At 44.5% G+C, this 26,743-nt stretch carries 22 protein-coding genes and 3 pseudogenes; 13 read left to right on the top strand and 12 right to left on the bottom strand.

Annotation, left to right across the window (positions count from 1 at the left end):
* Positions 1 to 180: 180 nt before the first annotated feature.
* From gloB to dnaB, 5 genes are all read left to right on the top strand, one after another.
* Positions 181 to 954 (top strand): hydroxyacylglutathione hydrolase, encoded by a 774-nt coding sequence (gene gloB, locus F6K53_RS12170; protein WP_293072529.1) that lies wholly within the window; start codon positions 181 to 183, stop codon positions 952 to 954.
* 120 nt (positions 955 to 1,074) lie between these two features.
* Entirely contained in the window at positions 1,075 to 1,620 is a 546-nt protein-coding gene (locus tag F6K53_RS12165) for an EF-hand domain-containing protein (protein WP_293036303.1), read from the top strand.
* A gap of 183 nt (positions 1,621 to 1,803) precedes the next feature.
* A complete protein-coding gene (locus F6K53_RS12160) occupies positions 1,804 to 3,045 on the top strand; it encodes an RNA-guided endonuclease TnpB family protein (protein ID WP_293072531.1) in 1,242 nt (413 codons plus the stop codon).
* A gap of 168 nt (positions 3,046 to 3,213) precedes the next feature.
* Positions 3,214 to 3,672, top strand: a complete 459-nt coding sequence (gene rplI, locus F6K53_RS12155) for a 50S ribosomal protein L9 (RefSeq protein ID WP_075901951.1) — start codon at positions 3,214 to 3,216, stop codon at positions 3,670 to 3,672.
* A 325-nt stretch (positions 3,673 to 3,997) separates the two neighbouring features.
* Positions 3,998 to 5,344 (top strand): replicative DNA helicase, encoded by a 1,347-nt coding sequence (gene dnaB / locus F6K53_RS12150; protein WP_293080872.1) that lies wholly within the window; start codon positions 3,998 to 4,000, stop codon positions 5,342 to 5,344.
* 213 nt (positions 5,345 to 5,557) lie between these two features.
* Here dnaB and tnpA read toward each other — a convergent pair whose 3' ends face one another.
* The gene (tnpA, locus tag F6K53_RS12145) at positions 5,558 to 6,025 is read right to left on the bottom strand and encodes an IS200/IS605 family transposase (protein ID WP_293036295.1); all 468 of its coding nucleotides are present in this window, start codon (positions 6,023 to 6,025) and stop codon (positions 5,558 to 5,560) included.
* Positions 6,026 to 6,054: 29 nt separating this feature from the next.
* Between tnpA and F6K53_RS12140 the strand changes: the two are divergent.
* Positions 6,055 to 7,315 (top strand): annotated as a pseudogene (locus F6K53_RS12140) (transposase).
* Between the two features lie 91 nt (positions 7,316 to 7,406).
* Here the strand turns inward: F6K53_RS12140 and F6K53_RS12135 are convergent.
* Positions 7,407 to 7,964, bottom strand: a complete 558-nt coding sequence (locus F6K53_RS12135; RefSeq protein ID WP_293017867.1) for an FKBP-type peptidyl-prolyl cis-trans isomerase — start codon at positions 7,962 to 7,964, stop codon at positions 7,407 to 7,409.
* Between the two features lie 22 nt (positions 7,965 to 7,986).
* A complete protein-coding gene (locus tag F6K53_RS12130) occupies positions 7,987 to 8,310 on the bottom strand; it encodes a phasin family protein (RefSeq protein WP_008180024.1) in 324 nt (107 codons plus the stop codon).
* A 219-nt stretch (positions 8,311 to 8,529) separates the two neighbouring features.
* Between F6K53_RS12130 and F6K53_RS12125 the strand changes: the two genes are divergently transcribed.
* Complete coding sequence (locus F6K53_RS12125; RefSeq protein WP_293080868.1) at positions 8,530 to 8,706, top strand: hypothetical protein; 177 nt, start codon at positions 8,530 to 8,532, stop codon at positions 8,704 to 8,706.
* A gap of 202 nt (positions 8,707 to 8,908) precedes the next feature.
* Here F6K53_RS12125 and F6K53_RS12120 read toward each other — a convergent pair whose 3' ends face one another.
* The gene (locus F6K53_RS12120; protein ID WP_293017895.1) at positions 8,909 to 10,048 is read right to left on the bottom strand and encodes a ferrochelatase; all 1,140 of its coding nucleotides are present in this window, start codon (positions 10,046 to 10,048) and stop codon (positions 8,909 to 8,911) included.
* A gap of 708 nt (positions 10,049 to 10,756) precedes the next feature.
* Between F6K53_RS12120 and F6K53_RS12115 the strand changes: the two genes are divergently transcribed.
* A complete protein-coding gene (locus F6K53_RS12115) occupies positions 10,757 to 12,001 on the top strand; it encodes a 30S ribosomal protein S1 (protein WP_075901941.1) in 1,245 nt (414 codons plus the stop codon).
* Positions 12,002 to 12,162: 161 nt separating this feature from the next.
* Positions 12,163 to 12,900 carry an HAD family hydrolase gene (locus F6K53_RS12110; protein WP_293065452.1) on the top strand — a complete coding sequence of 246 codons (738 nt, stop codon included), beginning with the start codon at positions 12,163 to 12,165 and terminating at the stop codon, positions 12,898 to 12,900.
* A gap of 121 nt (positions 12,901 to 13,021) precedes the next feature.
* Here the strand turns inward: F6K53_RS12110 and F6K53_RS12105 are convergent, their stop codons facing one another.
* Positions 13,022 to 14,500 (bottom strand): hypothetical protein, encoded by a 1,479-nt coding sequence (locus F6K53_RS12105; protein WP_293017873.1) that lies wholly within the window; start codon positions 14,498 to 14,500, stop codon positions 13,022 to 13,024.
* Between the two features lie 408 nt (positions 14,501 to 14,908).
* Between F6K53_RS12105 and purB the strand changes: the two genes are divergently transcribed.
* Positions 14,909 to 16,204: an adenylosuccinate lyase gene (gene purB, locus F6K53_RS12100; RefSeq protein WP_293017896.1), complete on the top strand. Its 1,296-nt coding sequence runs from the start codon at positions 14,909 to 14,911 to the stop codon at positions 16,202 to 16,204.
* On the opposite strand, the gene F6K53_RS12095 is transcribed toward purB, so the two are convergent.
* Positions 16,127 to 16,336, bottom strand: a complete 210-nt coding sequence (locus F6K53_RS12095) for a hypothetical protein (protein WP_293017875.1) — start codon at positions 16,334 to 16,336, stop codon at positions 16,127 to 16,129. The genes purB and F6K53_RS12095 overlap by 78 nt on opposite strands.
* On the opposite strand from F6K53_RS12095, the gene F6K53_RS12090 reads away from it, so the two are divergent.
* Positions 16,336 to 16,545: a hypothetical protein gene (locus tag F6K53_RS12090; protein ID WP_293017877.1), complete on the top strand. Its 210-nt coding sequence runs from the start codon at positions 16,336 to 16,338 to the stop codon at positions 16,543 to 16,545. The genes F6K53_RS12095 and F6K53_RS12090 overlap by 1 nt on opposite strands.
* 42 nt (positions 16,546 to 16,587) lie before the next feature.
* On the top strand, positions 16,588 to 17,463 hold the full coding sequence (locus F6K53_RS12085) for a Uma2 family endonuclease (RefSeq protein ID WP_293017879.1): 876 nt from the start codon (positions 16,588 to 16,590) through the stop codon (positions 17,461 to 17,463).
* 144 nt (positions 17,464 to 17,607) lie between these two features.
* Here F6K53_RS12085 and F6K53_RS12080 read toward each other — a convergent pair whose 3' ends face one another.
* From F6K53_RS12080 to F6K53_RS12060, 5 genes and pseudogenes are all read right to left on the bottom strand, one after another.
* Complete coding sequence (locus F6K53_RS12080; RefSeq protein WP_293017881.1) at positions 17,608 to 18,528, bottom strand: Rpn family recombination-promoting nuclease/putative transposase; 921 nt, start codon at positions 18,526 to 18,528, stop codon at positions 17,608 to 17,610.
* Positions 18,529 to 19,115: 587 nt separating this feature from the next.
* Positions 19,116 to 20,000: an Rpn family recombination-promoting nuclease/putative transposase gene (locus F6K53_RS12075; protein WP_293080865.1), complete on the bottom strand. Its 885-nt coding sequence runs from the start codon at positions 19,998 to 20,000 to the stop codon at positions 19,116 to 19,118.
* Positions 20,001 to 20,068: 68 nt separating this feature from the next.
* Positions 20,069 to 21,700, bottom strand: a pseudogene (locus F6K53_RS12070) (tetratricopeptide repeat protein); the annotation flags it as partial.
* Between the two features lie 28 nt (positions 21,701 to 21,728).
* Positions 21,729 to 23,020: pseudogene (locus F6K53_RS12065) on the bottom strand (IS701 family transposase).
* 80 nt (positions 23,021 to 23,100) lie between these two features.
* On the bottom strand, positions 23,101 to 25,524 hold the full coding sequence (locus F6K53_RS12060; protein WP_293017883.1) for an NB-ARC domain-containing protein: 2,424 nt from the start codon (positions 25,522 to 25,524) through the stop codon (positions 23,101 to 23,103).
* A gap of 463 nt (positions 25,525 to 25,987) precedes the next feature.
* On the opposite strand from F6K53_RS12060, the gene F6K53_RS12055 reads away from it, so the two are divergent.
* A complete protein-coding gene (locus F6K53_RS12055) occupies positions 25,988 to 26,242 on the top strand; it encodes a hypothetical protein (RefSeq protein WP_293017885.1) in 255 nt (84 codons plus the stop codon).
* A gap of 291 nt (positions 26,243 to 26,533) precedes the next feature.
* Here the strand turns inward: F6K53_RS12055 and F6K53_RS12050 are convergent, their stop codons facing one another.
* Positions 26,534 to 26,713, bottom strand: coding sequence for a hypothetical protein (locus F6K53_RS12050; protein WP_293065461.1), 180 nt, complete (start codon positions 26,711 to 26,713; stop codon positions 26,534 to 26,536).
* Positions 26,714 to 26,743: the final 30 nt, after the last annotated feature.

Below are 26,743 nucleotides of genomic sequence, written 5' to 3'. Positions count from 1 at the left end.
AGGTATACTATATATAGCATCTGTTGTTGAGAAAAAAAAACTATACCAATCCGTGTAGGAATTGTGATAATTTTTGTTACCTTTTCCCTACTCCCTACTCCCTACTCCCAGATCCGCTGTTCCCAGATCCGCTGTTCCCTTTGGTATATAAATTGTAAGTTAAACAGATGGTGTTAAACTATGCAGGTTCATCGACTTCCAGCCCTTTCTGACAACTATATCTTCTTATTACACGACGCCAAGGGGAATATTGCTGCTGTTGTTGATCCAGCCGAGGCTAAACCAGTGGTACAGCGTCTGAGAGAACTGGATGCTGAATTAGTGGCTATTTTCAACACTCACCATCACATGGATCATGTGGGGGGAAATCGACAGTTGATGCAGCAGTTTCCAGATGTGTGTGTATATGGGGGAGCTGAAGACCGGGGTCGGATTCCTGGTCAACAGGTGTTTTTAGAAGAATGCGATCGCGTCGAGTTTGGTGATCGGATTGGTGAAGTCTTGTTCGTTCCCGGACACACCAGAGGACATATTGCCTACTACTTTCCCCCAGTAGTCCCTGGTGAAACCGGTGAACTCTTCTGTGGCGACACCCTCTTTGCAGGCGGTTGTGGCAGACTATTTGAAGGAACACCAGGCCAAATGGTAGAATCCATGAGCAAGCTAAGGGATTTACCAGATCATACACGAGTATGGTGTGCTCATGAGTACACCCTGAAAAATCTCCAATTTGCCCTGAGTGTCGATGGTCAAAACTCGGACTTACAAGGGAGATTTGCCCAAGTCCAAGAGGCGCGTCATCGTAAAGAGGCAACGGTACCCTCCCAGTTAGGGGTTGAAAAGCACACCAATCCATTTTTACGTTGGGAAGACCCTGCCCTACAGTCGGCTGTTCAGGCAAAAGAACCCGTTAAGACATTTGCACGGTTACGGGAGATGAAAGACCGATTCTAAGATTATTGATAAAGTCTTGATCAAGGGACATATTTCCTTGAGAATATGTCCCTTGATTAGTTGGACTATAATCAAGGTTGAGTTAATAAATTTAGTTAATCCAAGCAATAGAAAAAACCCATGCTTAGCGAATTGCAGCAGAGAAAATTGACCAGGTTGTTTAACCTGTACGATCAGCAAACAAACGGTGTTTTAACCCAAGCCGATTTTGAACGGATTACTGATAACCTTGCTGCGATCAGGGGTTGGACACCGGGGTCGCCATATTATGACAATCTTCTGGCTATTTACATGAGGATTTGGAATGGCGTGCAAAAATTTACCGACCAGAATCAAGACCAGCAAGTGACCTTGGATGAATGGTTGACTTATCACGAAAATGTCCTGAGTGACACCGACGGTAACGAAGCAGTAGTCAATGCTAAAGCGGCAGGGATTATTTTCCTATTAGATTCTGATAAAGACGATAAAGTTACTCTGGAAGAATACCGACAGTTTTTTAAGGCTTACGGTATTGACGACAGTCAAATTGAAGAAATTTTTGGACGCTTCGATCAGAACAATGATGGTTACATTGACAAACAAGAGATATTAGATCTAGTTACCGAATTCTATTACAGTCAAGATCCAGACGCTCCAGGAAACTGGATTTTCGGTTCCTACTGATGATTTAGTTTTGCCTATTGGCGGATATGTTATCCCCGAAAGGGTTTAACAAGAGTCGCGGAATTACCCAACCTACTGCGTAGAGGTTGGGGATGGATAGCGAACCGAGAACTTGAATTCAAAGTTTGACATTTTACTGCGAAATTTATATAATAAACAAGGTCGATAGTAAGGTTGAGGGCAGTGAAACATAAAGCCGTCAAAGTTAGAATCTATCCCACACAAGAGCAAGTCCAAGTATTAGCTCAGCATTTTGGATGTGCTCGTTGGTGGTGGAACTATGCCTTAAATCAGTGTATAGAAACTTACAAAGAAACAGGTTTTGGGCTAAAACAATCTGCACTCAACTCGATGCTGCCAAAACTTAAAAAGCAAAAAGAGACTGAATGGCTAAAAGATTGTTATTCTCAGGTTTTACAATCTGTGAGTCTAAATCTTAGTCGTGCATATCAAAATTTCTTTGAGGGCAGAGCCAAATATCCTAGATTCAAGTCATACCATCATCGTCAATCAATTCAGTACCCCCAAAATGTAAAACAAGTTGGTGACTGTTTAAAGTTCCCAGGAAAACTGGGCATTGTCAAAGCAGTAATTCATCGCCCATTAGATGGGGGAATAAAAACTGTAACAGTCAGTAGAGCCCCATCTGGGAAGTATTACGCTTCAGTATTGATGGAGTATGATTCTGTTGGCGCAGCCGTTCCTATGGAACTAAACGCCAAAGTATTTACAGAGGGAAAGGTTGTTGGTATTGATCTAGGAATCAAGGATTTTGCGATCACTTACGACGGCAACAAGACTTCTAAATTCAGCAATCCTAAACATTTAGCCAAATCCGAAAAGAAGTTAGCAAAAAAACAACGCATCGCTGCCAGAAAAAAGAAAGGCAGCAGTGGGAATAAAAAGGCGCGTCAAATTGTAGCTAAGGTATATGAACATATCGGAAATGTCCGCCAAGACTACTTACATAAACTATCCAGAAAAATAGTTGATAACAACCAAGTAGTAGTAGTTGAAAACCTGAATGTCAAGGGCATGGTTCGTAACCATAAATTAGCTAAGGCAATATCTGATCTAAGCTGGGGAACTTTTGTAAACTTCCTGTCTTATAAATGTGAAAAAGAGGGAAAAGTACTGGTTGAGATAGACCGATGGTTCCCTAGTTCCAAGACATGTTCTAATTGTCATTACCGAATAAAAGAGTTGCCACTAGATATAAGGGCTTGGATTTGCCCAAGTTGTGGGACTCATCATGATAGGGACGGTAATGCAGCAAAAAATATCAGAGCAGAAGGTATCAGAATGCTATCCTCCTCTGGGACGGGGGAGGTCAACGCCAGTGGAGAAGAAGTAAGACCAAGACGTGGACGCCCGTCCAAGTTAAGGCATTCTTCCGTGAAACTGGAAGCCCCAACCTCTACGTAGTAGGTTGGGGTAGTTCACAAAGTGTTTTAATTGACACCGAGCCCTCAGCCCTCAGCACTCAGCACTCAGCACTCAGCGCTAAGTTGCGATCGCTTACAAATTGTCGTAAGATGGAATGTTTGTCGAAGCATTATCCTTCACTCTAAACTATACCCGAAATTAAACACTATGGTAAAACGTGTACAAGTCGTTTTAAGCAAAGACGTTCATAAACTTGGAAAAGACGGTGATTTGGTAGAGGTAGCTCCCGGCTATGCTCGCAATTATCTGATTCCCCAAGGAATTGCAGTTAGGGCTACCTCTGGTGTTCTCAAGCAAGTTGAGCGGCGCAGAGAGCAAGAACGGCAGCGTATCCTCGAAATCAAGCGACAAGCTGAGTCGATGAAGACTGCTCTACAAACCATTAGCCGCTTTACTATCTCGAAGCAGTTGGGTGAAGATAATGCTATCTTCGGTACTGTTACCAGCCAAGACTTGGCAGATGCAATCCAAGAGTCTACGGGCAAAGAAATAGACCGCCGAGGTATTACTATCCCTGAGATTAGTCAACTTGGTTTCTATAATGCAGAAATTAAGCTTCATCCAGAAGTTACAGCCACTGTAGAAATTCATGTTGTTCCCAAATAAGTTAATTAATAGTTTGTTTAGTTTGTTGAGAGTTGACTGTTGATTGTATCATCCTGTCAACTCTCAATTAAACAACAGGTGCGACCCGTGATGGCGAGGTATTGCTCGCCATCACGGAAAGCGCACCTGAGGTGCTTAATTTGTTCAGATTGTATTAGTCAGGCTTTAGCTGTTCGCGTAGCTTGCGCGTAGCGCATTAGCTAATAGCACCTCAAGTAGCATGGGCTTTGGCTTCGACGCTGGGACATAGCGCATTAGCTGATAGCTGATAGCTGATAGCTGATAGCTGACCTTTACCCTGAACTCAATAGACGACTAGTTTACTATGACTCAAAAACCAGATTTTTCAGCGTTTGGTAACTCTATACCACCCCAAAATATTGATGCCGAGGAGTCTATTATCGGAGGAATTTTATTAGACCCAGAAGCCATGGGTCGAATTGGTGATTTCCTGAATCCGAAAGCCTTCTATGTCCGGATTCACCAAACCATTTACGAAGCTGCTTTATTACTTTATAGCCAGGGTAAACCGACGGATTTGATGAGTGTTACTACCTGGCTTTATGACAATGACTTATTAGAGAAAGTTGGGGGTCAAGCTAAGTTAGCTCAGCTAGTTGAACAGACGGTTTCAGCGGTCAATATTGACAGGTTCGCTAAGTTAGTGATGGACAAGTACCTGCGCCGTCAGCTAATCGAAGCCGGTAACGAGATTTTTAAGTTGGGTTATGAGACATCCTTGGAATTGGAAACGGTCCTTGACCAAGCGGAACAGAAAATTTTCAGTCTCACCCAATTGCGTCCTCAGCAAGGTCTAATCCCGATTTCTGAAACCCTAGTTCAAACGTTCCAAGATATAGAAAATCGTAATCAGGGTATTGATTTGCCTGGTATTCCATCAGACTTCTATGATTTGGATGCCCAAATTGGGGGGTTAAGTCCGTCTGACTTAATTATCATTGCTGGTAGACCATCAATGGGAAAAACTAGCTTAGCGTTAGGAATTGCTCGTAACGTAGCTGAAAAAATGCCAGTGGCAATTTTTAGCTTGGAAATGTCAAGAGAACAACTAGTGCAGCGGTTGTTAGCTAGTGAAGCGAAAATTGACAGTAACTTTCTCAGAGCTGGGCGCATTGCTCAAAATCAGTGGGCACCCTTGAGCGAAGCAATCGGTGTGTTATCAGATTTGCCTATTTATATTGATGATACCGCTAACCAGACTGTGATGCAAATGCGATCGCATGCTCGTCGTCTTCAAGCAGCCCAAGGGAGCCCATTGGGGTTAATTTTAATCGATTACTTACAGTTAATGGAAGGCAGTGGTAGTGAAAATCGAGTTCAGGAGTTGTCTCGGATTACTCGCTCTCTTAAAGGATTAGCTCGGGAACTGAAAGTCCCAGTGGTTGCTCTGTCTCAGTTAAGTCGAGCTGTGGAATCTCGCACCAACAAACGACCCATGATGTCGGATTTGAGAGAATCGGGTTCCATTGAGCAGGACTCGGATTTAATCATGATGCTTTATAGAGATTCTTATTATAATCCAGATTCACCAGATGGAGATACGGCAGAAGTCATCATTGTTAAAAATCGTAATGGTCCGACAGGAACGGTGAAACTTATCTTTAAACCTGGGTTAACCAAGTTCCTGAATATGGCCAATCAAAGAGTGTAACCTACCACAACTGATTCTTAGTTTGGATATTGTTATTCATTACAAGTGAACGTTATTTTATCTAAATTTCTTTACAATACATAGATTTAATCAAATACTATTTAATCGAATGATTGAGTTCTGCACTTTAGTTTTGTACCCAGGTTTTCTTAATCTTTTGTAACAAAAATGCGATGCTATTTCTAGTGTTATTATGTTGACTAAAACTCCCAACTAAACGGGCAAGGGGTCTCCCGTTATAATCTTTGATTTAACGGGAGGGGAATTGCCCGACGGGGTATTTTGGCTTTGAACATAACTTTTCAATTGTTCTATTGTTACTCCCCCACAGGAAGCTACAAAATACGAACCTGTCCAGAAAACCCGTTGATCACCGTAAAACTTCTCCAGGTGTTCTGAAAACTCCTGACGTATCAGACGACTGGTAACGGTTTTGATGTTTGCGATCAGTTTTACAGGTGCCACCTTTGGGTTTAAGTCAACTAGCAAGTGAATATGGTCTGTTTCTCCGTTGAACTCAATCAAATTGCACTCCCATTTCACGCAAGTATCAGCACAAATTTGATTGAGTCTGGTCAATACCTCGTCCGTAATGGTTTTTCGTCTGTATTTAGTCACTAATACAATATGTACAGTAAGTCTATAGACAGACCTATTAGTTTTGGTGTAGTTTCCTTTCATAGTATTACGATAAATGGTACAATGAAATTATGATACTTACATACTGTTACCGAATCAAACCAAGTCAGGAACAGATAGCCATCATGGATAGATGGCTAGAACTGTTGCGCCGTCACTGGAACTATGCTCTAGGGGAAAGGCTTGATTGGCTCAACAGGACTCGTTCATCTGTTGATAGGTGCAGTATCGTTAGTGAACCGATTGGTGAAATTCCTCATCCCGTCAACTACTACACTCAGCAAGCTGCCCTCAAGGAGACTAAGCGGTTATTTCCTGAGTACAAGCAGATCTACGCGCTCGACCCAACAGGTGAATCTACAACGTCTCAACAAAGCCTGGGATAAGTGGCGTAAGCCTGACAAAGGTGGGTTACGTGGCGGTCGCCCCCGTTTCAAGAAATCTGGTCAATTACGATCATTTGTGTTTCCACGGGTAAATAACTCCAAAGCAGGAGCTAAACTGATTGATGGTGTACTGACCTTGAGCCGAATTGGGTCAATCCCTGTGGTGATGCACCGACCAATGCCCGTCGGATTTACTCTCAAGCAATGCACTATTGTCAAAAAAGCTGATGGTTGGTATTGTTGTATTTCGATGAAAGATGATAGCGTCCCTGAATTGTTACCTGTAGATTCGGTCAAGTCTGCCGTCGGAATTGATGTTGGCTTGGAGAAATTTCTGACTACATCTGATGGAGAGGCAGTACCTATTCCACATTTTTACAGGAAGGCTCAGGACAAGCTTGCTCAGGCTCAAAAAATAATGTCGCGCCGCGTCAAGGGTTCCAAGAACTGGAGAAAAGCCAAGCAGAAAGTAGCTTTGTTACACCTTCACTTAACCCGTTGTCGGAAGGAATTTCATTATCAAGTTGCTCATTGGCTGTGTAGTAAATACGACCTAATTGCTCACGAAAATTTAAACATCAAAGGACTCGCAAGAACTAAACTAGCTAAATCAATACATGATGCAGCCTGGGGCGCATTCCTGGAGATATTACAAGCAGTAGCGGTAAGACGCGGTTTGTTAGTCCAGGAAGTCAACCCAAGGGGAACAAGTATTGAGTGTTCTAATTGTGGCTCATTAGTTGAAAAAAGTTTAAGTAATCGCGTTCATCACTGTTCCAGTTGTAACGTCAAAATTGACAGGGACTGGAACAGTGGCATCAACATTTTAAATCGTGGATTATTGGCGGTTGGACTGCCGCTCAATGGCTGTGGTAAATTGGCACAAGATGCCGTGGAGCAGCAAGTCTCATTTGTAAATCTGAGAAGCCCACATCATAATCTTTGATTTGATGTGGGAGTAGTCACTCAGCGAGAATTCACCAACTGGGAGAAAGTATTCAGCTCATCGCTGAATTAGCTAATTTATTGCTAATGTATTAGTTAATTTTCAACAATTCCACATCAAAAATTAACGTAGCATTAGGCGGAATTACCCCACCCGCGCCACGGGCACCATAACCCAATTCTGGGGGAATGATCAGCTGACGACGACCACCAACCTTCATAGAACCAACCCCTTCATCCCAGCCTTTAATCACTTGTCCTATACCGATTTTGAAGGAAAAAGGACTATTGCGATCGCGAGAACTATCGAACTTGCTGCCATCTTCCAGGGTACCAGTGTAGTGAACCACTACCGTCTGTCCCGTCTCAGGCATTGCTCCCTCACCCTCAACTATGTCAATGTACTTCAAGCCCGACGGTGTTGTAACCGCCTGATCCAAATTGCTTCCGCTTTCTGAACTAGAATCCATAGCTAGATCTTGTTTATCATTAACATCTGGGTTAGCACTGTTAGCTGTTGTCACTACTTCCAGCTGAGTGTTGGTAATTTCTCCAGCAGTGGTAGATTTTTTACCCATACCCACTTGAGCCACAACCAACAGCAACCCAAAGGCTACTATAACGCCTATGCTGATCAGAATTTGTTTCAAAATCTGTTCTCCTAATTGATTATCAACGCCAGAGCTTATTTTCTAAATCCCGCACCTGACGCTCCAGACGGTCAATACGACCTCGCAATTCATCCATTTCTGATTGGCGAGGAACCCCTAAATCCTGCAACATATTGCGCAACTGCCGTTCCATGTTGCTCTCAAAGTTACCCTGCTCTGACTTGATCTGATTCATCAGATCATCTACAAAAGCGGTAGCTTGGTCGGAGTTAATTTTACCATCTTTAACCCATTCATCACTTACCTCTCGCAGTTTTTCGGCAACCATTGAGGTTGTGCCAACCCCAACCAACAATAACTGCTTGAGCCAGTCGTTATTATCCATAATTGTTATCCTGTTATCCTGTTATCCTGTCACTCGGCACTTTATGGGGCTGGGATCAGCTAGGCTTTCCTATGATTGGAGAAGTTTCATTGATTCCCAGCCTACAGTTCTATTCTGTGACATCTTTCCTAGAACAGGAGAAGAGGGAGAACAGTCGGAGGAGAACGGAAGAGGTGCAAGAAGGTTATATATAAAGCAACCTAAATATAAAGCAAGCTAGTGACATACTCCCACACTGACTCGTTGAGTTCAGTGTGGGCTTCTTGCCAACTCCACCTATCGGTATCGGCTTTCGCCGACGCTGCGCGAACGGATACTCGGCAAGCTTTATTAACGATACGGTCAGAAGTTACCGCAAGAAGAGTGGAGCCTTTATGGTTAGCAGGCTATGCATAAAAGGGTTAAAACTTTATGATTAAGGCTCCACTCTTCTAAGGTTTCGTCTCCGGGATGCCCCTCCGCACGCCTTACAATACAGAAAAGTTCGATTTTAAAGCACGTAGGTGGCGGTTAGCTCTTAATTTGTCTTCCCTACTACTTTCATTATAGACGATCTCAAAACGATGAATCGCGGTCTTAGCTAAAACGCTTTGGTGAATCAGTGGTGATGGTGATGGTGATGATGGTGCTCTAATGCCTGCACAGCTGCCAACTGGGGGTTGATAGATAGAGCATTTTCTGATATAAGTACCTCAATTTGAGGATTAGCCCACTCCGCTGCCATCTGTAAAAATTCTGGATGATCATTAACACAGGGCATCTCTACGTAGGTAACCTCTGAGTTACGACGTTTTAGAGCGTGAACAATGTGATGCACATCTAACAGGGTTTCGTGATTCTCTGTGGCAAAGCCAATAGGCATAAACACAATCGCTTTAGCCCCTAAGTTAATCAGGTTCTGGGCTGCTAATTCCGCGTGAGGCTGAGTCCACTTAATTAAGGGAGTTTGGTGGTTAAGCCAGCCCACAGAGATTAGGGGATACTTATACATCAACTGTTCCCTTACTGCCTCATACAATGCCTGACTTTCGTCAATCCCAGAGACAAATCCTTTAGCTTCGTGGGGACAGCCATGGTTCATCAGGACAATGCCAATTTGGGAGGGCAGATAGGCTTGAGCTAAATCGGTAGTAATTTTCTCTTCCACCAATCGAGCAGTTAGATTAATGTATTCTGGTTCGTTATAGAAAGACGGGATGTAACGCAATCCGTGAACCCAGTGTTGATCTCCATCCTCTAATTTACCTAGGGCTTTATTGACTTGTTCCACCGCAATACCGCTAGTAAAGATGGAATCCACCACTAGCAGGGGATAGATCAGCAGTTTTTGGAAACCTTGCGCCTTAATTTCACTGAGGACTTGTTCTGGCAGAAAGGGAGCGCAGAAGTTAAAGGCTTTGAATACCTTCACCTGATCGCCCCATTTAGCTTGCAGTTGTTTTTCAATACCTGCCCGTTGCTGTTCAAAAATCTTGTTGTGGGGTGAAATAAAGTTGTCATGCTGGTGCCCCCACTCGTGGAAGTCAAACATTGCCAATATTTTGGCTAAGGGTGGATAGATCCAGTTGGGGACTGGGGCAAATTTGGCAGTGAGCAAGTTTAAGGCTTGTTCGTTGTAGTTGGCGAAGTCTTCATAGCTTTCGACTTCTCCATAACCCATGAGTAAAACCGCAACTCGCTCGTGACCATGGGTTGGGGAAGGTTTTACTGATTGAGATTTTTCTGGAGTGGCAACCACTTGGTATTCCTGCTGGCTAAAGGTCGATTGCTGGGGTATCCCTGCCTTGTTTTTGGTGGAGAATGTACCCCTGGCATTTATTAGGCTAACATCCCCCATGGGGGGATATAAGAGGTAGCACAATACTCTGGAAAGTTCGGTAAAGATACTAATAACAAAATCTCGATTAGGTTATAATAGGATGTCTGGTCTTAATTAAATCTTATTAAATGAGCTGATCAGTTCGAGATTAGCCCACTAGCCTCTACCAAAGGCGCAAGTGTCGTCCTGTGGGCGAAGCCAGTGGGGGACTTTGGGACGGAGAGCTCAGTTCAGGTTTTGTCTAATAAATTATAATGGACATAAATTGGGGTGAATTTATGTCTATTTGATAACCAAAGCCGAAAATGCCCTTGGTTATTGACAGTAGACCAAAAGCCTGATTGAAATAGAGCAATTAAAATCAGATAAGGTCAGAAACTTGGCGGTGGGGCATCCCGTCAATAGTAAAGCTTGTCGAGTACCCGAATGCGGATCGGTTTCCTTAAGGAAATGGCGATAGCTGGGGTTGGCGAGAAGCCCACACCTACCCCCGAACCCCAACAGGTGTGGGAGATGTCACAAGTAGGACAACGCAATGTCGGTGTAAACAGCACAATGCTGACGTGCTTGTACATCAACAGGAGGCATAGTCATTAAAACCAAATCAAACTAGGACAAACAACGCACATGCTCAGTCAGAAAACAAAAACTACAGATATAGGATTCACTCACGAAGATTTTGCTGCCCTTCTGGATAAGTATGATTATCATTTTAGCCCAGGGGATATAGTTCCGGGTACGGTATTCAGTCTAGAGCCGAGGGGCGCTCTGATTGACATTGGTGCGAAAACCGCCGCCTATATTCCGATTCAGGAAATGTCAATAAATCGAGTTGATAATCCTGATGAGGTTTTACAATCCAACGAAACACGGGAATTTTTCATCCTGACCGATGAAAATGAAGATGGACAGTTGACTCTCTCTATCCGTCGCATTGAGTATATGCGAGCGTGGGAGCGAGTGCGCCAATTACAAGCGGAGGATGCTACGGTGCGTTCTCTGGTATTCGCCACTAACCGTGGTGGAGCGTTGGTACGTATTGAAGGGTTGCGCGGTTTTATTCCTGGTTCTCATATTAGCACTCGGGCAGCCAAGGAAGATTTGGTGGCCCAAGAACTGCCCCTAAAATTTCTGGAGGTAGATGAAGACCGTAATCGTCTGGTACTATCCCACCGTCGTGCTCTAGTCGAGCGCAAGATGAACCGCCTAGAAGTCGGAGAGGTGGTGATTGGCTCAGTACGAGGAATCAAACCTTACGGTGCATTCATTGATATTGGCGGGGTCAGCGGATTGCTGCACATTTCCGAAATTTCCCATGATCATATTGATACGCCTCATAGTGTGTTTAATGTCAATGATGAACTAAAAGTGATGATCATTGACTTGGATGCTGACCGAGGTCGGATTTCTCTGTCAACAAAGCAGTTAGAGCCAGAACCGGGAGATATGATTAACAACCGGGAAGTGGTCTTCGAGAAGGCAGAAGAAATGGCTCAGAAGTACCGGGAGAAGATGCTAGCACAAAAGCAAGGTATAACTCCAGAAAGTATGACTCCACAAGAGTCCCCAGAGCCACAAGAGTCCCCAGAGCCTGTTCAGGCTCAAGAGCCCCAAGAGCCTGAACAGGCTCAAGAGTCCCAAGAGCCCCAAGAGCCCCAAGAGTCCCAAGAGTCCCAAGAGCCTGTTCAGGCTCAAGAGTCCCAAGAGCCTGTTCAGGCTCAAGAGTCCCAAGAGCCTGTTCAGGCTCAAGAGTCCCAAGAGCCTGTTCAGGCTCAAGAGTCCCAAGAGCCCCAAGAGTCCCAAGAGTCCGAAGAGCCTCAAGAAGACGCAGTGCCAGAGGGAGAGTTTGTAGCAGCTGCCATCGACGAGTAACAACCAGGTGCAGCCACAAGAATTAGCCGTTAGCTGAGGCTAATGGCTAATCTGTATTGATGGCCCTGTTCCGGAACAAGAGCAAAGAAATTGGCAGGTGCGAATCTTGATCAACTAGCTAGTAGAATAAAGTTGATTAAAATAAACAACGGCATAAACCCTTGGTAAGCATTCGTTGTGGGAAGGTGACTTTCCCCAATATTGAAGCAGTCATATTTGATAAAGACGGTACCTTAGAGGATTCACAAGTTTATTTAAGAGAACTAGCCTATAAGCGATCGCGTTTAATTGATGCCCAAATCCCTGGTATTGGAGAACCCCTCCTGATGGCCTTTGGTGTCCAAGATGACACCCTTGACCCTACCGGGTTAATGGCAGTAGGTAGCCGTCGGGAAAATGAAATTGCTGCTGCTGCTTATATTGCTGAGACTGGTCGGGGATGGTTAGAGTCATTGGCAATCGCTGGTAGTGCCTTTGTTGAAGCCGAGAAGTACTTGCAAGATGCGGCTGGAACTTCCCCAATGTTTGCCGGTAGCCTGGAAGTCCTTAAATTCCTCTCAGAAGCTGGTTTAAAGCTAGGTATTCTCTCAGCAGACTCTACGGCTGGTGTAAAAGCCTTTGTCCATCGACACCAGCTAGACCCCTATATCCAATTACAGCAGGGTGTGGATTCTGAAATCAGTAAGCCTGATCCCAGGTTGTTCATACAAGCGTGCCAATCTTTAGGGGTAAAACCTGCTTCGGCCCTAATGGTAGGAGATTCAGCAGGTGATATTGAGATGGCAAAAGGTGCTGGTGCAGCGGGTTGCATTGGTATTTGCTGGGGAAAGCCAGAAGCTGCCCATTTAGAGGGAGCTGATATAGCGATCGCGAGCCTGGATGACATTAAAATTATTTAAAAACATATTGGTACTTATTAATTGAATTCCTTATGTTCGGTTGTTCGCCTTTGGCGAACAACCTGCTAACCTGCTAACCTGCTAACCTGCTAACCTTCAACCTGCTCACCTGATCGAGTGATTATTTCAATCCTGGTAAGTCCAAATTTGCCACGACTTTTGTAATCGCATCCCGACTGGCTTCGGCACCAAACCCCCAAGCCAGGAGGACGCCATAGTCACCCCAGAGGTTAGCGCCAAAGGTGGATTTATAGGTGTATAGCTCAATGAAGCCACTACCAGCAAGCAGGACAATTGCGATCGCATAACTGATTGCAGAGAAAATCCAAAGGCGAATCTTTGCTAGTCTTGGCTCTTGGATAACTATGCGTGGTGTCTCGATCCCTGGTGCTCTCTGCAATAATTCAGGTTGGGTGATGAGAAAGCCTAACTTAGTGGAGTTAGGTGGTATTTGTTTGACTAGTAGAGTGATCGCTTTTTCGATTTGACCATTCAACTCCTGAGCAGCTTTTTTATCGGTAGGTTCGAGATTATTCAACTTACTGCGCAAATTCTTTTGCTGACGTTGCCAACTCTGTAACTCTTGTGTTGATATTGTGGTTTCCAGCAGCAAGTTGTCCAAGTCCCTGAGTTTAGCATCCAGTTGCAGGTATTTATTAATCTGTTTTGCACAGTCATCTAACTGCTCATACAAGTCTTGAGGATTTTGGTCAGGTGCCTCTCGGATTGCCAGTGGCAAATTACGGCGTACTGACTGTAGATAAGGGGGGTCAAGATCAGGAGTGGTGGGTATTTTTTCTTCCAGGGTTTGAGAATAGTTCAGGAGTGCTAGCCAGTCTTCACGACCTTTGCGCCATTTCAGCCACACTGACTCTGCTTGGGTAATTGCCTGATTACCATCGTTCCAACGTTCCCCCTGCAAAGCCATCTCGACATCTAGCAGATGGGCTTCAATTCGGGTCTTGAAGGGATTTGGTATTGAGTTGAATTGATCGACTAGTGATGTTTCAGCTAACTGGGGGTCACTGCGCAGTTGGGTACGCAATTGACCAACCCGCACCAGAATTTTGTCCCGTAGTTTCCCTCGATTACGGTAGCTGGACACAGCTATGCTCAATATAACCCCAATGGATATGACTGCCAGAGGTATGGGGAAGGGGTCTTTGATTCGGACTGTTAATGGTACGCTTAGTTCAGTTTCTGAGAACTTGATCAGGAATTCACCACTAAATTCTCCACTTTTGGGGGCATCATCTAATTGAAACTGGATCGGGAGAGATAGTAGACTATTGGCCTCAATCTCCTTGTCTGGTAAAGTAGGCTGAATCAATTTAGCGGGGAAAATTTCTTGGCCATCCTGAGTATTCAGGTCTAGGGAGATGATTTGTAAATCCTTGACGGCGTTAGTCGTGCGCAAGAGTAAGCTGCGGCTTGTGCTAGAACCCCTGGTACCTGCTACAGTCATACTTTTAGGGGTGATGGTGAGATCAGCTTGGGCAAGGGCTGGTGGGGCCGATAGGAGTATTAAAATTGGGAGTATTAAAGCAATTAGAGGGCGTTTAGCCCAGTAATGGTGTTTAATCATACCTGTCTTAGTCAAGTGTGACCTCCGATTGTTGATCTGGTACTAAAGCTTAATATAGACCCATAATTGAGAGTAAAATTGGTGATGGTACCTGACAAAAGGCAATAAGCAATAGGTAACAGGCATGCTAGCAATAGGCAACAGGCAACAGACAACAGGGGATAGGGGATTTAACGAATGATTAATCATTAATGATTAATCAATTATATAGCGTTAATTATAATAATCAGATAGATTCAATACCTTGTAAGCCTGCTGGAGACCCCCAATACCGCACTACCTAACGACTCCCGACTCCCGACTAACGACTCCCGACTCCCGACTCCCGACTCCCGACTCCCGACTCCCTAAAACTCAAGACGAAAGTCCCTTACCCGATTGATAACTGCTACAATAGTAAGGTTGTGTTCTGCGATATTGGAATTGATTGAGCGCTACACCCTACCCGAGATGGGGGAATTGTGGACGGATACCTACAAGCTCAAAACCTGGCTTCAGGTGGAAATAGCTGTTTGTGAAGCACAAGCGGAACTGGGTAAGATTCCTAGTGAAGCTGTAGAGGAAATTAAGGCAAAGGCGAATTTTGACCTCAAGCGGGTGCAAGAGATTGAGCGAGAAGTCCGCCATGACATGATTGCCTTTCTGACTAATGTGAATGAGTATGTAGGGGATGTGGGACGCTACATTCACTTAGGCTTGACTAGTTCCGATGTTTTAGACACTGCCTTGGCACTGCAACTGGTTGCTAGTCTAAATCTTATTCTCGAACAGATCGAGAAGCTTGCTCAAGCGATTCGCTACCAGGCACAACAACATCGCTACACGGTAATGATTGGTCGTTCTCACGGAATTCATGCTGAACCAATTACCTTTGGTTTTAAGCTGGCCGGTTGGTTAGCAGAAGTTTGCCGCCATCGCGATCGCTTAGTGGCTCTGCGTCAAAACATATCTGTGGGCAAGATTTCTGGTGCTGTGGGAACCTATGCCAATATTGATCCTCAAGTGGAAGCGATCGCATGTCGAAACCTGTCACTGCAACCTGATACTGCCTCAACCCAAATTATTTCCCGCGATCGCCATGGTGAGTTTGTCCAACAGTTAGCTCTGTTAGGGGCAACCATTGAACGGTTTGCTGTGGAAATTCGCAATCTCCAAAAAACTGATGTCTTAGAAGTAGAAGAATTCTTTTCTAAAGGACAGAAAGGTTCTTCTGCTATGCCACACAAACGTAATCCAATTCGTTCTGAACGGCTAAGCGGGATGGCACGAATTCTGCGGAGTCATGCGGTGGCTGCTTTAGAAAATGTTGCCCTATGGCATGAGCGGGATATTTCTCATTCCTCTGTAGAACGAGTGATTCTGCCAGATGTGTGTATTTTAACTCACTTCATGTTAGTGGAAATCACAGATTTAGTGAAACACTTGTTAGTTTATCCAGAAAATATGAAGCGGAATATGAATGTTTATGGCGGTGTCGTCTTTAGCCAAAAGGTGTTGTTAGCCTTAGTAGAAAAGGGGATGACTCGAGAAGATGCTTACAGTATTGTTCAGTCTTGTGCCCATCAAGCCTGGAATAAACCTGAGGGAGACTTCTACAATTTAATTACTAAGGATCCTCAAGTTACTAGTAAGCTAACCCCTTCAGAAATAGAAGAATGTTTTAATCCCCAGCACCATTTGCAACATTTGGAAGAGGTTTATCAACGGTTGGGAATCTAGCTCGCTTTCAGCGGTTTTCAATTCGGTCAGGTACAACTCTCTGGGTTTTAGGGAGTAGGGAGCAGGGAGTAGGGAGTAGGGAGTAGGCAGGGCGTTGCTTAATAATGGAATGATTTTAATAGTTTTGTGCAATGGGCATCAGGCGTGGAACTGGCATCTTGCCAGTTTCATGCTTATTTTCGGGCGGGCAGGATGCCCATTCTACTCCTATTCATTGCTTGATTCAGCAACGCCTATTTTTTTCCTTTTTCCCTGTTCCCTGTTCCCTACTCCCTGCTCCCTACTCCCTACTCCCTTTTCCGATCAATCCTATGTTCACCTATCAAATACAAACGCTATAGAATAGTAAGTATACCTAAATCATTTCCCAAGATGAGGTTGTCATGACCCAGAGCTTAGAGCGAAAAGGTCTAACTATTTCGTTACCGGATCATACTCAACTACCAGAATCCAATGGCGAATTTGTGAAGAACTTCCATGAGCATCCCCAAAGCATTATTTTAACTGATTCTATTGAACCGGTTCTCCAGAAAATTCATCCCGACAAACAATACGCTATTGGTCAAGACTCAGGTATCTATTGGCGGATTACAGAACCTTTAGAAAGAGGAGCAGAAGCTCCGGATTGGTTTTATGTACCGGGAGTACCTCCTTTGCTAGATGGTAAACTTCGTCGTTCCTATGTACTTTGGCAAGAACACCTAGCACCTCTGATTGCTCTGGAATTTGCTAGTGGTAATGGAGACGAAGAAAGGGATTCTACTCCTTTATCTGCTACTGGGGAAGAAAAAACTAAACCAGGTAAATTCTGGGTTTATGAACAAATTATTCGCATTCCCTACTACGGCATCTATATCTTTGATACTGGAGAGTTAGAGGTCTATCATCTAGTTAATGGTAAATATCACCAGATGAAGACTAATGAAAGGGGACATTATCCTATTGAACAGTTAGGGGTAGAATTAGGTGTATGGGAAGGCTCATATCAGAATCTTAATCAGAATCACTTGTGGCTAAGGTGGTGGGATACGGAAGGTAATCTACTGCTGATGGGCAGTGAACGAGCTGAACAAGAAAAACAACGGGCTGAACAAGAAAAACAACGGGCTGAACAAGAAAAACAACGGGCTGAACAAGCTGAACGTTCACAACGAGAGGCTATTCCTAAGCTATTGGCAATGGGACTAACAGTGGAGCAAGTGAGTTCAGCGTTAGGCTTATCTATTGAGGAAGTAGAAAATGAAGAATTTAGAATTTAGAATTTAGAATTTAGAATTAATTTCGTAGGGTGCGTTAGGGACGGGCTCGCACTCATTTTCAGCCTCGTCGTCACCGTTGGAAAAGCCCGTTCCGTAACGCACCACCGGGTCAAACTACTTTTAGGTGCTACACCTAACCGAATTTTACTTATCCCTAAACTGGTTCAACCAATTGGTCAAATCCACTTCGGTTTCAAAATCTAACAAGGCTTCTCCTAAATCCTCCAACTGGGAAAAGGATAACTGCTCAATTTGATTTTGTAATTGGGGATTTATTTCACCGAGGCGACGGTTAAGTAGACGGATAATTAAATTAAGCTCATTGCGCTTTCCTTGTTCTAATCCCTGTCCTAATCCTTGTTCTAATCCTTGTTTTAATCCTTGTTTTAATCCCTGTTCTAATCCTTGTTCTAATCCTTGTTCTAATCCTTGGCGAATAATCCGTTGATAAACTACTGACTCTTGCATCATATCCTCCCGAAAATAAGCTTGAATTAACTGCTCATCAAATTTCACCCCAGCCAACAGTTGCACGCACGCAGATAAGTTACGCTGCTGTTGTCTATCTTCAATCATATCGATTCTGGCTGCTACCTGGGATAGCAAGGTTTCTGGCACTTCAGTTTGTGCTAATACGGCCAAGGGTAGTAACCCTGGGGTGGTAAGTAATGGTTGTGGATCACATTCCCAAATCCGAATTACCCGGTAGCGGAAGGATAGGTTCCTCTCAGTAAATTGATTCACAAATACTCCCGCTAATCGGGTTGGTTTCAGAAAAATTATTACCTGCTCAATATCACAGCGGTACTGGCGATATAACCTTACCCAATAATCGAGCATCCGCAGGGGTAAGGGAGGTTCAGATTGGGGTAAGGTTTGAAATTCCAAATGCAAAATAGCATCAGCAACTCGCACAAAAAACAAGGCATCTGCCCGAATTGGTTCTGTGCTTAATTCGGTGTTGAGAATTTCGATATCCTCTGCTGGTTCTTGGTTAAACAACCAACGGGTAAAGGCTTGGGGATATTGTTCAACTAAATATTTTAGGGTACTGTCGTAAGTCATTACACATCTGGTTAACTAATCGAAAGCAGTGTTTCTAGCCACAAATTCGACGACTCGAACCTATCCCAAATCATCTTCAATCAACCCAGGGAAAGGTATGTCGGAAATATCGGCTACTTAACTAACTCTTTAAATCCCAGTAAATCCCGACAATCATTAACGGTATATCGGGGGATAAAAACCAGGGAAACTTATGGCTATTGTTGGGGAATATTATTCTATTTTATCACAGTTATTAGCCATAATGTTACTTTTGATTTAGTTAATAACTTTAAGAGTTTTTTCGCTACAATCGGGAGGGATTAAATTCAGTTAAATATATAGATCCCCCCTAACCCCCCTTAAAAAAGCAATCGGGAGTGACTTACTTCAGTTAAATATATAGATCCCCCCTAACCCCCCTTAAAAAAGCAATCGGGAGTGACTTACTTCAGTTAAATATATAGATCCCCCCTAACCCCCCTTAAAAAAGGGGGGAACAAGAATTATCTGGATTTTTGGGCAATAGTAGAGTGGGTAAGGCAAATCCAAACCCACTCAATCAGATCTTGATAGCACTGCTTTTGAGTGCTACACCTAACCGGATTTTACTTATCCCTAAACTGGTTCAACCAATTGGTCAAATCCACTTCGGTTTCAAAATCTAATAAAGCTTCTCCTAAATCCTCCAACTGGTCAAAGGATAACTTCTCAATTTGATTTTGTAATTGGGGATTGATTTCACCTAGGCGACGGTTAATTTGACGGATAATTAAATTAAGCTCATTGCGCTTTCCTTTTTCTAATCCTTGTTCTAATCCTTGTTCTAATCCTTGCTCTAATCCCTGTTCTAATCCTTGGCGAATAATTCGTTGATAAACTACCGACTCTTGCATCATATCCTCCCGAAAATAGGCTTGAATTAACTGCTCATCAAATTTCACCCCAGCCAACAGTTGCACGCAAGCAGATAGGTTACGCTGCTGTTGTCTATCTTCAATCATATCGATTCTGGCTGCTACCTGGGATAGCAAGGTTTCTGGCACTTCAGTTTGTGCTAACACAGCCAAGGGTAGTAACCCCGGTGTTGTTAGTAACGGTTGTGGATCACATTCCCAAATCCGAATCACCCGATAGCGGAAGGATAGGTTTATCTCGGTAAATTGATTGACAAATACTCCGGCTAATCGGGTTGGTTTTAGGAATATTATTACCTGTTCAATATCACAGCGATACTGACGATATAACCTCACCCAATAATCCAGCATCCGCAGGGGTAAGGGAGGTTCAGATTGGGGTAAGGTTTGAAATTCCAAATGCAAAATAGCATCAGCAACTCGCACAAAAAACAAGGCATCTGCCCGAATTGGTTCTGTGCTTAATTCGGTGTTGAGAATTTCGATATCCTCTGCTGGTTCTTGATTAAACAACCAACGGGTAAAGGCTTGGGGATATTGTTCAACTAAATATTTTAGGGTACTGTCGTAAGTCATTCACTTAGGAAAAGCAAGACCAAGTCAGTATATAGTATTTCTAACTAATTAATGAATAATATTACTGATTACTGTGACAAATCATTGCGCAAACTTTCTAGATTCTCACGGCAGGTTACAGTGTTAGGATGATTTGACCCTAACCTGTGTTCTAAAATATCCAATGCCTGTTGATAGAGGTGTTCGGCCTGGTCATAGCGCCCCTGATATCGGTAGAGTTCAGCCAGGTTGTTGAGACTGGTGCCTACATGGGGATGGTCGTGACCCAGCAGCTGCTTTTCCATCTCCAAAGCCTGTTGATAGAGGGGTTCGGCCTCATCATAGCGCCCCATTGAGGAGTAGAGTAATGCCAGGTTGTTGAGACTGGTGGCCACCAAAGGATGGTGGTGAGCCAGCCGCTGCTTATACAGCTCCAAAGCCTGTTGATAGAGGGGTTCGGCCTCATCATAGCGCCCCTGATTATAGTAGAGTAATGCCAGGTTGTTGAAACTGGAGGCCACATCGGGATGGTGGTGACCCAGCAGCTGCTTTCTCATCTCCAATGCCTGTTGATAGAGGGGTTCGGCCTGGTCATAGCGCCCCATTTCGTCGTAGAGATTTGCCAGGCCGTTGAGACTGGTGGCCACATCGGGATGGTGGTGACCCAGCAGCTGCTTTATCATCTCCAAAGCCTGTTGATAGAGGGGTTCGGCCTGGTCATAACGCCCCATTGACTTGTAGAGAAATGCCAGGTTGTTGAGACTGGTGGCCACATCGGGATGGTTCTCACCCAGCAGCTGCTTTCTCATCTCCAAAGCCTGATGATAGAGGGGTTCGGCCTGGTCATAGCGCCCCATTTCGTCGTAGAGAAATGCCAGGTTGTTGAGACTGGTGGCCACATGGGGATGGTCGTGACCCAGCAGCTGCTTTCTGATCTCCAATGCCTGGACCAAGAGGGGTTCGGCCTGGTCATAGCGCTCCATTGACTTGTAGAGTGCAGCCAGGTTATTGAGACTGGTGGCCACATCGGGATGGTTCTCACCCAGCCGCTGCTTTCTGATCTCCAATGCCTGTTGATAGAGGGGTTCGGCCTGGTCATAGCGCCCCTGATTATAGTAGAGTGCAGCCAGGTTGTTGAGACTGGTGGCCACATGGGGATGTTCCTGACCCAGCAGCTGTTTAAACAGCTCAAATGCCTGTTGAAAGAGGGGTTCGGCCTGGTCATAGCGCCCCATTGAGTTGTAGAGTCCAGCCAGGTTGTTGAGACTGGTGGCCACATCGGGATGGTGGTGACCCAGCAGCTGCTTTCTGATCTCCAATGCCTGTTGATAGAGGGGTTCGGCCTGGTCATAGCGCCCCATTGAGTTGTAGAGTCCAGCCAGGTTGTTGAGACTGGTGGCCACATGGGGATGTTCCTGACCCAGCAGCTGTTTAAACAGCTCAAATGCCTGTTGAAAGAGGGGTTCGGCCTGGTCATAGCGCTCCATTGACTTGTAGAGAAATGCCAGGTTATTGAGACTGGTGGCCACATCGGGATGGTTCTCACCCAGCAGCTGCTTTCTCATCTCCAAAGCCTGATGAGAGAGGGGTTCGGCCTGATCATAGCGCCCCATTGAGTTGTAGAGTAATCCCAGGTTGTTGAGAGTGGTGGCCACATCGGGATGGTCGTGACCCAAGCGGGTTCTAGTTATTTCTAAACATCGCTCATACCATGATTCAGCCTGGTCATAGTGGGACTAAGCGCGAAATTCAAGCCCAAATATAGCCCTTACTCGCTTTATAAGCGACAAATACGTCCCAGTTCTGATGGATCCAATGGACAAAACGGCAAGACATAGCACTCCGAAATGCATCTATTGCTTCAGCAAATGTCTTTAATGGTTTGTGGCTCCATCGCCTTCGCAATCCTCCTGTGAGTTGATGCCAAAGAATAAAAGTATAGGCACACATCACCAAGATGAAATGTCTCATCAGGCTACGTTTGTGCCTGACTTGATATTCTTTGAGTCCCAACCATCCCGCTTGCTCCCGATAAAAGACTTCCACCCAATTTCTTTGAGCGTAAGTCTTCACCACCCATTCTGCAGTCACCACATCCGCTTCAACATTTGTCAAAAAATAGTCAATCTCTGTGGCTTCACGCTTATGTCGGTTGATTCATGACGATGGCCAGACTTCGTTTTCCACTCAAGCGGGAAATTTTAACTTCCATTGTTGCCACCCACAGGGCTTTTGACTTATTGAGATTGAGTTTGACTTCGGTGAAAGCCTCTTTGGGTAAGCTTTCGGCTAACTTATCCACTCGATAAGTTTCCACAGATTCCTGGGCTCGGGTGACAGTAACTTTTCGTTCGCGTAGCGTGCGCTTTTGGCGCATTTTTGGCGATTCCTCCTAAATACTTTAATTTTCGATTTTCTAGTTCATTAAGGAAAGATGTATTATTTCCATAACCGGCATCAATTAGGACAATTCCCGGATGATAGCCTCGACTTAACGTCCGTTCAATTAACTTTAATGCCCGCTCTGGTTTTTTGAGAAATGAGGGGTCTTTCTTTCCTGAGGGTAAAGAATTCTCGTGCTCATATAACTCAATATCCAACGGCAGGCTTTTTCGACCATCATACAGATGGGTTGTTACCACCACTATGCCGTTATCTACTTTGCCAATCTCTCCGATATATTGCCTTCCCACACCATCGGTGAAATTCCCACTCTTTCTATGTCCACTGTCGTCTACAATCAAAGAGAAACCACGGGGAATTTTCGTCTGACGACAGCTATTCATCACCTGCAACCGGCGTTCGTTGATGTCCTGTTCACACCAGGAAGCCCGAACGGTAAAATGCCGTAAGCTGTGGTAAGACACATCTACGGCATTCATAGCGAGCTGAGATAGGTTTTTCCTTTCACTTTCTCCCAATAATCCTCCCAGATAGTGTCTAAACTCTTTTCTCTGGGCTTTATTGTGGAAGACATCGTCAAAACGCTGACACCATCTCTCAAAGCAAGGAGGCATGGCTGTCGAAATTGTTTCTCTCATTGGATTGATTGGGACAACCGACTAACCTAAAAAGGTTATCCTATATATATTAGCACTATTTCTGTCCCTGATTATCGCGCTTAGTCCCAATAGGTACCTTGACCGTAATAGAATTTTCCTAAGCCCGTGAAGGGCGAGATTAAATCTTCATCCTTCAGCCAGTCAGTTAGAACTGTGGCAGCTGCGGCTAAATGAGGGATAGCGGGGGTAACTACTGCAATCTGATCTTGAGTTGGTATCTGGGGAATTTCTTTTGCCTTAGCCACCATTGTCTTACAAAAGCTTCGCTTGTAGCTATCGGCCTCTGGTAATTGAGCCAGCTTGGTCTGGAAAAATTCTCGAATTAATTGATGGAGCCGATAGGTTTGCTGTTCGGTCAGTTGCAACAGATTACGATTGACCAGATAGCGATCGCGTAATTCTTCCAATTCTTCCTGTTCTTCTTCCCATTCCTCTTCATCTTCAGTTTCGATCACACAATTCTCTACCAGGTACCACTCAAAAGGAGCTTGAGCAAACAGACTCAGACGACATCCCAACTGCTGGGCTTCTGGACAATCTTTCAAATCTTCCGAGGATAACTCAAAGGCTGCTGCTACACCCAACTGGGCTGTGATCTCCCCTTGTTCTTTTGGATCAAGTAATGCCCTTGCTGCTAATTTCTTTTTCTCTAAACGTTTCTGAACTTTAGCAATGGTTAAGCTCGGATGTATATCTAAATATCGTCCGACTAACTCCAAACCTAAGGGCAAATAACCCAACCATTCACATAAGACTTCTGCTTCTTTTCGTTCCTTCTCAATGCGCTCTTTTCCAACAAGGGATTCCAATAATTCCAATGCTGCCCCTGGGGATAGCACATCCAGGTCAATTCGTCGGTAAGAAGCCCCTGGACGCTGACGGCTGGTGACCAGTACTTTGAAGCGGGATTGGGCTGGAGGTAAATAGGGCTGAATTCTCTGTTTATAGTCGTTGCTGAAAGAAGGCACATCATCCAACACGATCAATGCTGTTCCTTCTGGCCAATTTCTCCAGCAGTATCTTACCTGCTCGTTGAATTCTAGTTGATCTGGAATGGTTAATCCTAATTCTGTACGGGCAAAACTAACAACTTGAGTCCCGAGATCCAACCCTCGCACTTGGAACCAGCACAAACCACCAGGGTAATTATCCTGATTTTTCAAAGCATATTGTAGAGCTAACTCGGTTTTGCCCACACCACCCATTCCGGCAATGGCACAAATTGCTAGTTTATTGGTCTGTTGAAGTTCCCGATGGAGCTGCTCAAGTTGAGCATCCCTACCGACAAAGTAGGGAGTGCCACGATTGATAATGTTAGTGGGGGGATTTAATTTTTTTTTTATTCCCCTTGGAATCGGGTTGTTTGGTCGTTTGCGCAATAACTCCACTGGTATTGGTTTTGTGCCGTCCTTTCCTTTGGGCAATCTGAAGGTACGATCGGGACCGATATCCCGCCCACCGTCCTGTATTTTGCCTGCTTGACGGGGGTAGATGCGGAGGGAGGCGGTGTTTCCTTCGATCTTCAATTCACATAGTGAATAACCATGGAGCCGTTTCTCTTCTTCTTTCCCCCAGCTTTCAAGGCCGAACAGGGAGCAGCCTTGCAGTGTGCTTCGAGGATTAGCACCACCTTCCGCCCAGCTGCTCAGGTTGGACTTGTGCATATGTCCGAACAGATGTAAAGCGAATCGTTCCGGCGAGCTATAAATCTCCCCTTTTAGCTGCTCTTGGGCTTCTTTGTTTAGCCAATCCTGGGGGTGGTGGGTAAGTAGCAAACAGGCATCGTGGTCTTGTGCCCAAGACGGCCCATGGTCATGACTTTCATTACATGCCTCATGGAACTGGCACATATCTAGAGCCAGCTTACCGTGTCTACCGTCCATCAGTTGCAGAAACGCGCTATTGAGTCCTAAAATTCCGAGTTTGAACCCATCCTTCTCAATTGTTGCTGAAAAATCTCCTGGCAGTATGCCTTTTGAATAGATGTCGGGCTTAGGTACGGTCGTATTTTGCCACCATTGAAGATAATTATCGAAAGCCTTGTCTACAAGTTGTCGCTCAGGACATTTGCTGTTAGCCCAAAATGCCTGTTGGAATTCATGATCGTCCCACCGATCCTGGAGATTAATCAATACGGAGTCAGACTGATCTGGTCGAACCAGGTCGTGGTTGCCAGGTACAGCCAGAAACTTTGGCTCAAATTCCATCTCGCGAAACTTTTTCCAGAACTTATCTAAGAGTTTGTCTAGCTGTTGGAATTCCGATTCACTGCCGCGCTGAGTGAGATCGCCAGTAAACATTACCAAATCGATTGGGCCTACCGTTTCACAAAGGTACTCTAAATCCTTAAAGAAAATTTCCTCAACATTTGGCCAGAGAGTTTTTGAGCCTTTCATACCCATGTGAAGGTCTGTCAGATGTAACCACCTAAGGATCACCTCCGTGTGATCATACATTTTGACCAAGCTAGTTGAATCACTCACCGATTAGCTGCCAGTTAACTATATTGCATTGACCAGTAGATGCTTGAAACCCAATTTTGATTTAGTCTAACACAGGAAAATCAGGGAACAGGGAACAGGGAACAGGGAACAAAAGTTATAACAATTCATTTTATATACCTATCACAATTTATCTGATATCTATCATTTTTTTTAGTTACTGTTGCCGATGATATCAGTAACTAAACTCAAAAAAAAACGCGATTGACCGAAGGCAACGCTACGCGATCGCTAACATTTTTATTCTGTTACCGATTCCCGATTCCCGATTCCCGATTCCCGATTCCCGATTCCCGATTCCCGATTCCCTAAAAAAACAATATCCCATTTCATTACCGTAGGATTTCTTTCAATACCCCCTCAAAAAAAAAATTCTAAAAACCCTTGACAATTAATTCTATAATCGTTATGATTATATCTATTAATTTCAAACACGAGTTTAATTATGACTGAAGACTTTGTGCCAAACGAAAACAACAATCCTGAAGAGACCACTCCCGATAATACTCCTCAGGAACCTTCCCAAAAAAAATTCCCAGTTAAGCACATTTTGAAGGGGTCACGTAAAGCAATACTCAATACCATGCATACCCTTTATGCACTGCGTTACGCGGAAATCTCGGAGTGGAGCCCCCTTCAGCCCACTGGAATCCCAGGGGAATTCATTACGATGATGACGAAGTACTTAATTATCGGTTAAACTAATTGGCGGGGGGTTTTACCCCCCTGGCAAAAAAATCAGGTCTGATGTCAGTGGTCAGTGGTCAGCGGTCAGCGGTCAGCCCTTGGCCTTTGGGTAATAGCTAATAGCTGAATGATAATAGCTGATAACTGTTCGCGTAGCGCTTAAGCTGACAGCTTACGGTCTGATTAAATCGGATTATGTCTGGTTTGGTTTACAAAGTTGAGTCATAAGGATAACTCCTAGCCGTGGAAAGTATTTCTGCGGCTATTTTTTTTGGTTGAAGGTTGGGAGGTTGAAGGTTAAAGGTTATTCGGTTGAAGGTTTAAGGTTGGGATGTTCAAGGTTTAAGGTTATTATCCGGAAATTCCCCTTAATAAAAATTCTCCCCATCTCCCCATCTCCCCATCTCCCCATCTCCCCATCTCCCCATCTCCCCATCTCCCCATCTCCCCATCTCCCCATCTCCCCATCTCCCCATCTCCCCATCTCCCCATCTCCCCATCTCCCCATCTCCCC

This window comes from Moorena sp. SIO4A1 (assembly GCF_010672065.1).
Taxonomy (GTDB): domain Bacteria; phylum Cyanobacteriota; class Cyanobacteriia; order Cyanobacteriales; family Coleofasciculaceae; genus Moorena.
The sequence above is the reverse complement of the archived record's forward strand: the minus strand, read 5'-3'. Positions and strand labels throughout refer to the sequence as shown.

Coding starts and splice junctions, on each gene's coding strand:
- F6K53_RS12080 (WP_293017881.1), bottom strand. CDS start 18,528: ATGACTTACGACAGTACCCTAAAATATTTAGTTGAACAATATCCCCAA.
- gloB (WP_293072529.1), top strand. CDS start 181: ATGCAGGTTCATCGACTTCCAGCCCTTTCTGACAACTATATCTTCTTA.
- F6K53_RS12130 (WP_008180024.1), bottom strand. CDS start 8,310: ATGGATAATAACGACTGGCTCAAGCAGTTATTGTTGGTTGGGGTTGGC.
- rplI (WP_075901951.1), top strand. CDS start 3,214: ATGGTAAAACGTGTACAAGTCGTTTTAAGCAAAGACGTTCATAAACTT.
- F6K53_RS12165 (WP_293036303.1), top strand. CDS start 1,075: ATGCTTAGCGAATTGCAGCAGAGAAAATTGACCAGGTTGTTTAACCTG.
- F6K53_RS12090 (WP_293017877.1), top strand. CDS start 16,336: ATGGGCATCAGGCGTGGAACTGGCATCTTGCCAGTTTCATGCTTATTT.
- F6K53_RS12115 (WP_075901941.1), top strand. CDS start 10,757: ATGCTCAGTCAGAAAACAAAAACTACAGATATAGGATTCACTCACGAA.
- dnaB (WP_293080872.1), top strand. CDS start 3,998: ATGACTCAAAAACCAGATTTTTCAGCGTTTGGTAACTCTATACCACCC.
- tnpA (WP_293036295.1), bottom strand. CDS start 6,025: ATGAAAGGAAACTACACCAAAACTAATAGGTCTGTCTATAGACTTACT.
- F6K53_RS12050 (WP_293065461.1), bottom strand. CDS start 26,713: ATGGGGAGATGGGGAGATGGGGAGATGGGGAGATGGGGAGATGGGGAG.
- F6K53_RS12075 (WP_293080865.1), bottom strand. CDS start 20,000: ATGACTTACGACAGTACCCTAAAATATTTAGTTGAACAATATCCCCAA.
- F6K53_RS12055 (WP_293017885.1), top strand. CDS start 25,988: ATGACTGAAGACTTTGTGCCAAACGAAAACAACAATCCTGAAGAGACC.
- F6K53_RS12085 (WP_293017879.1), top strand. CDS start 16,588: ATGACCCAGAGCTTAGAGCGAAAAGGTCTAACTATTTCGTTACCGGAT.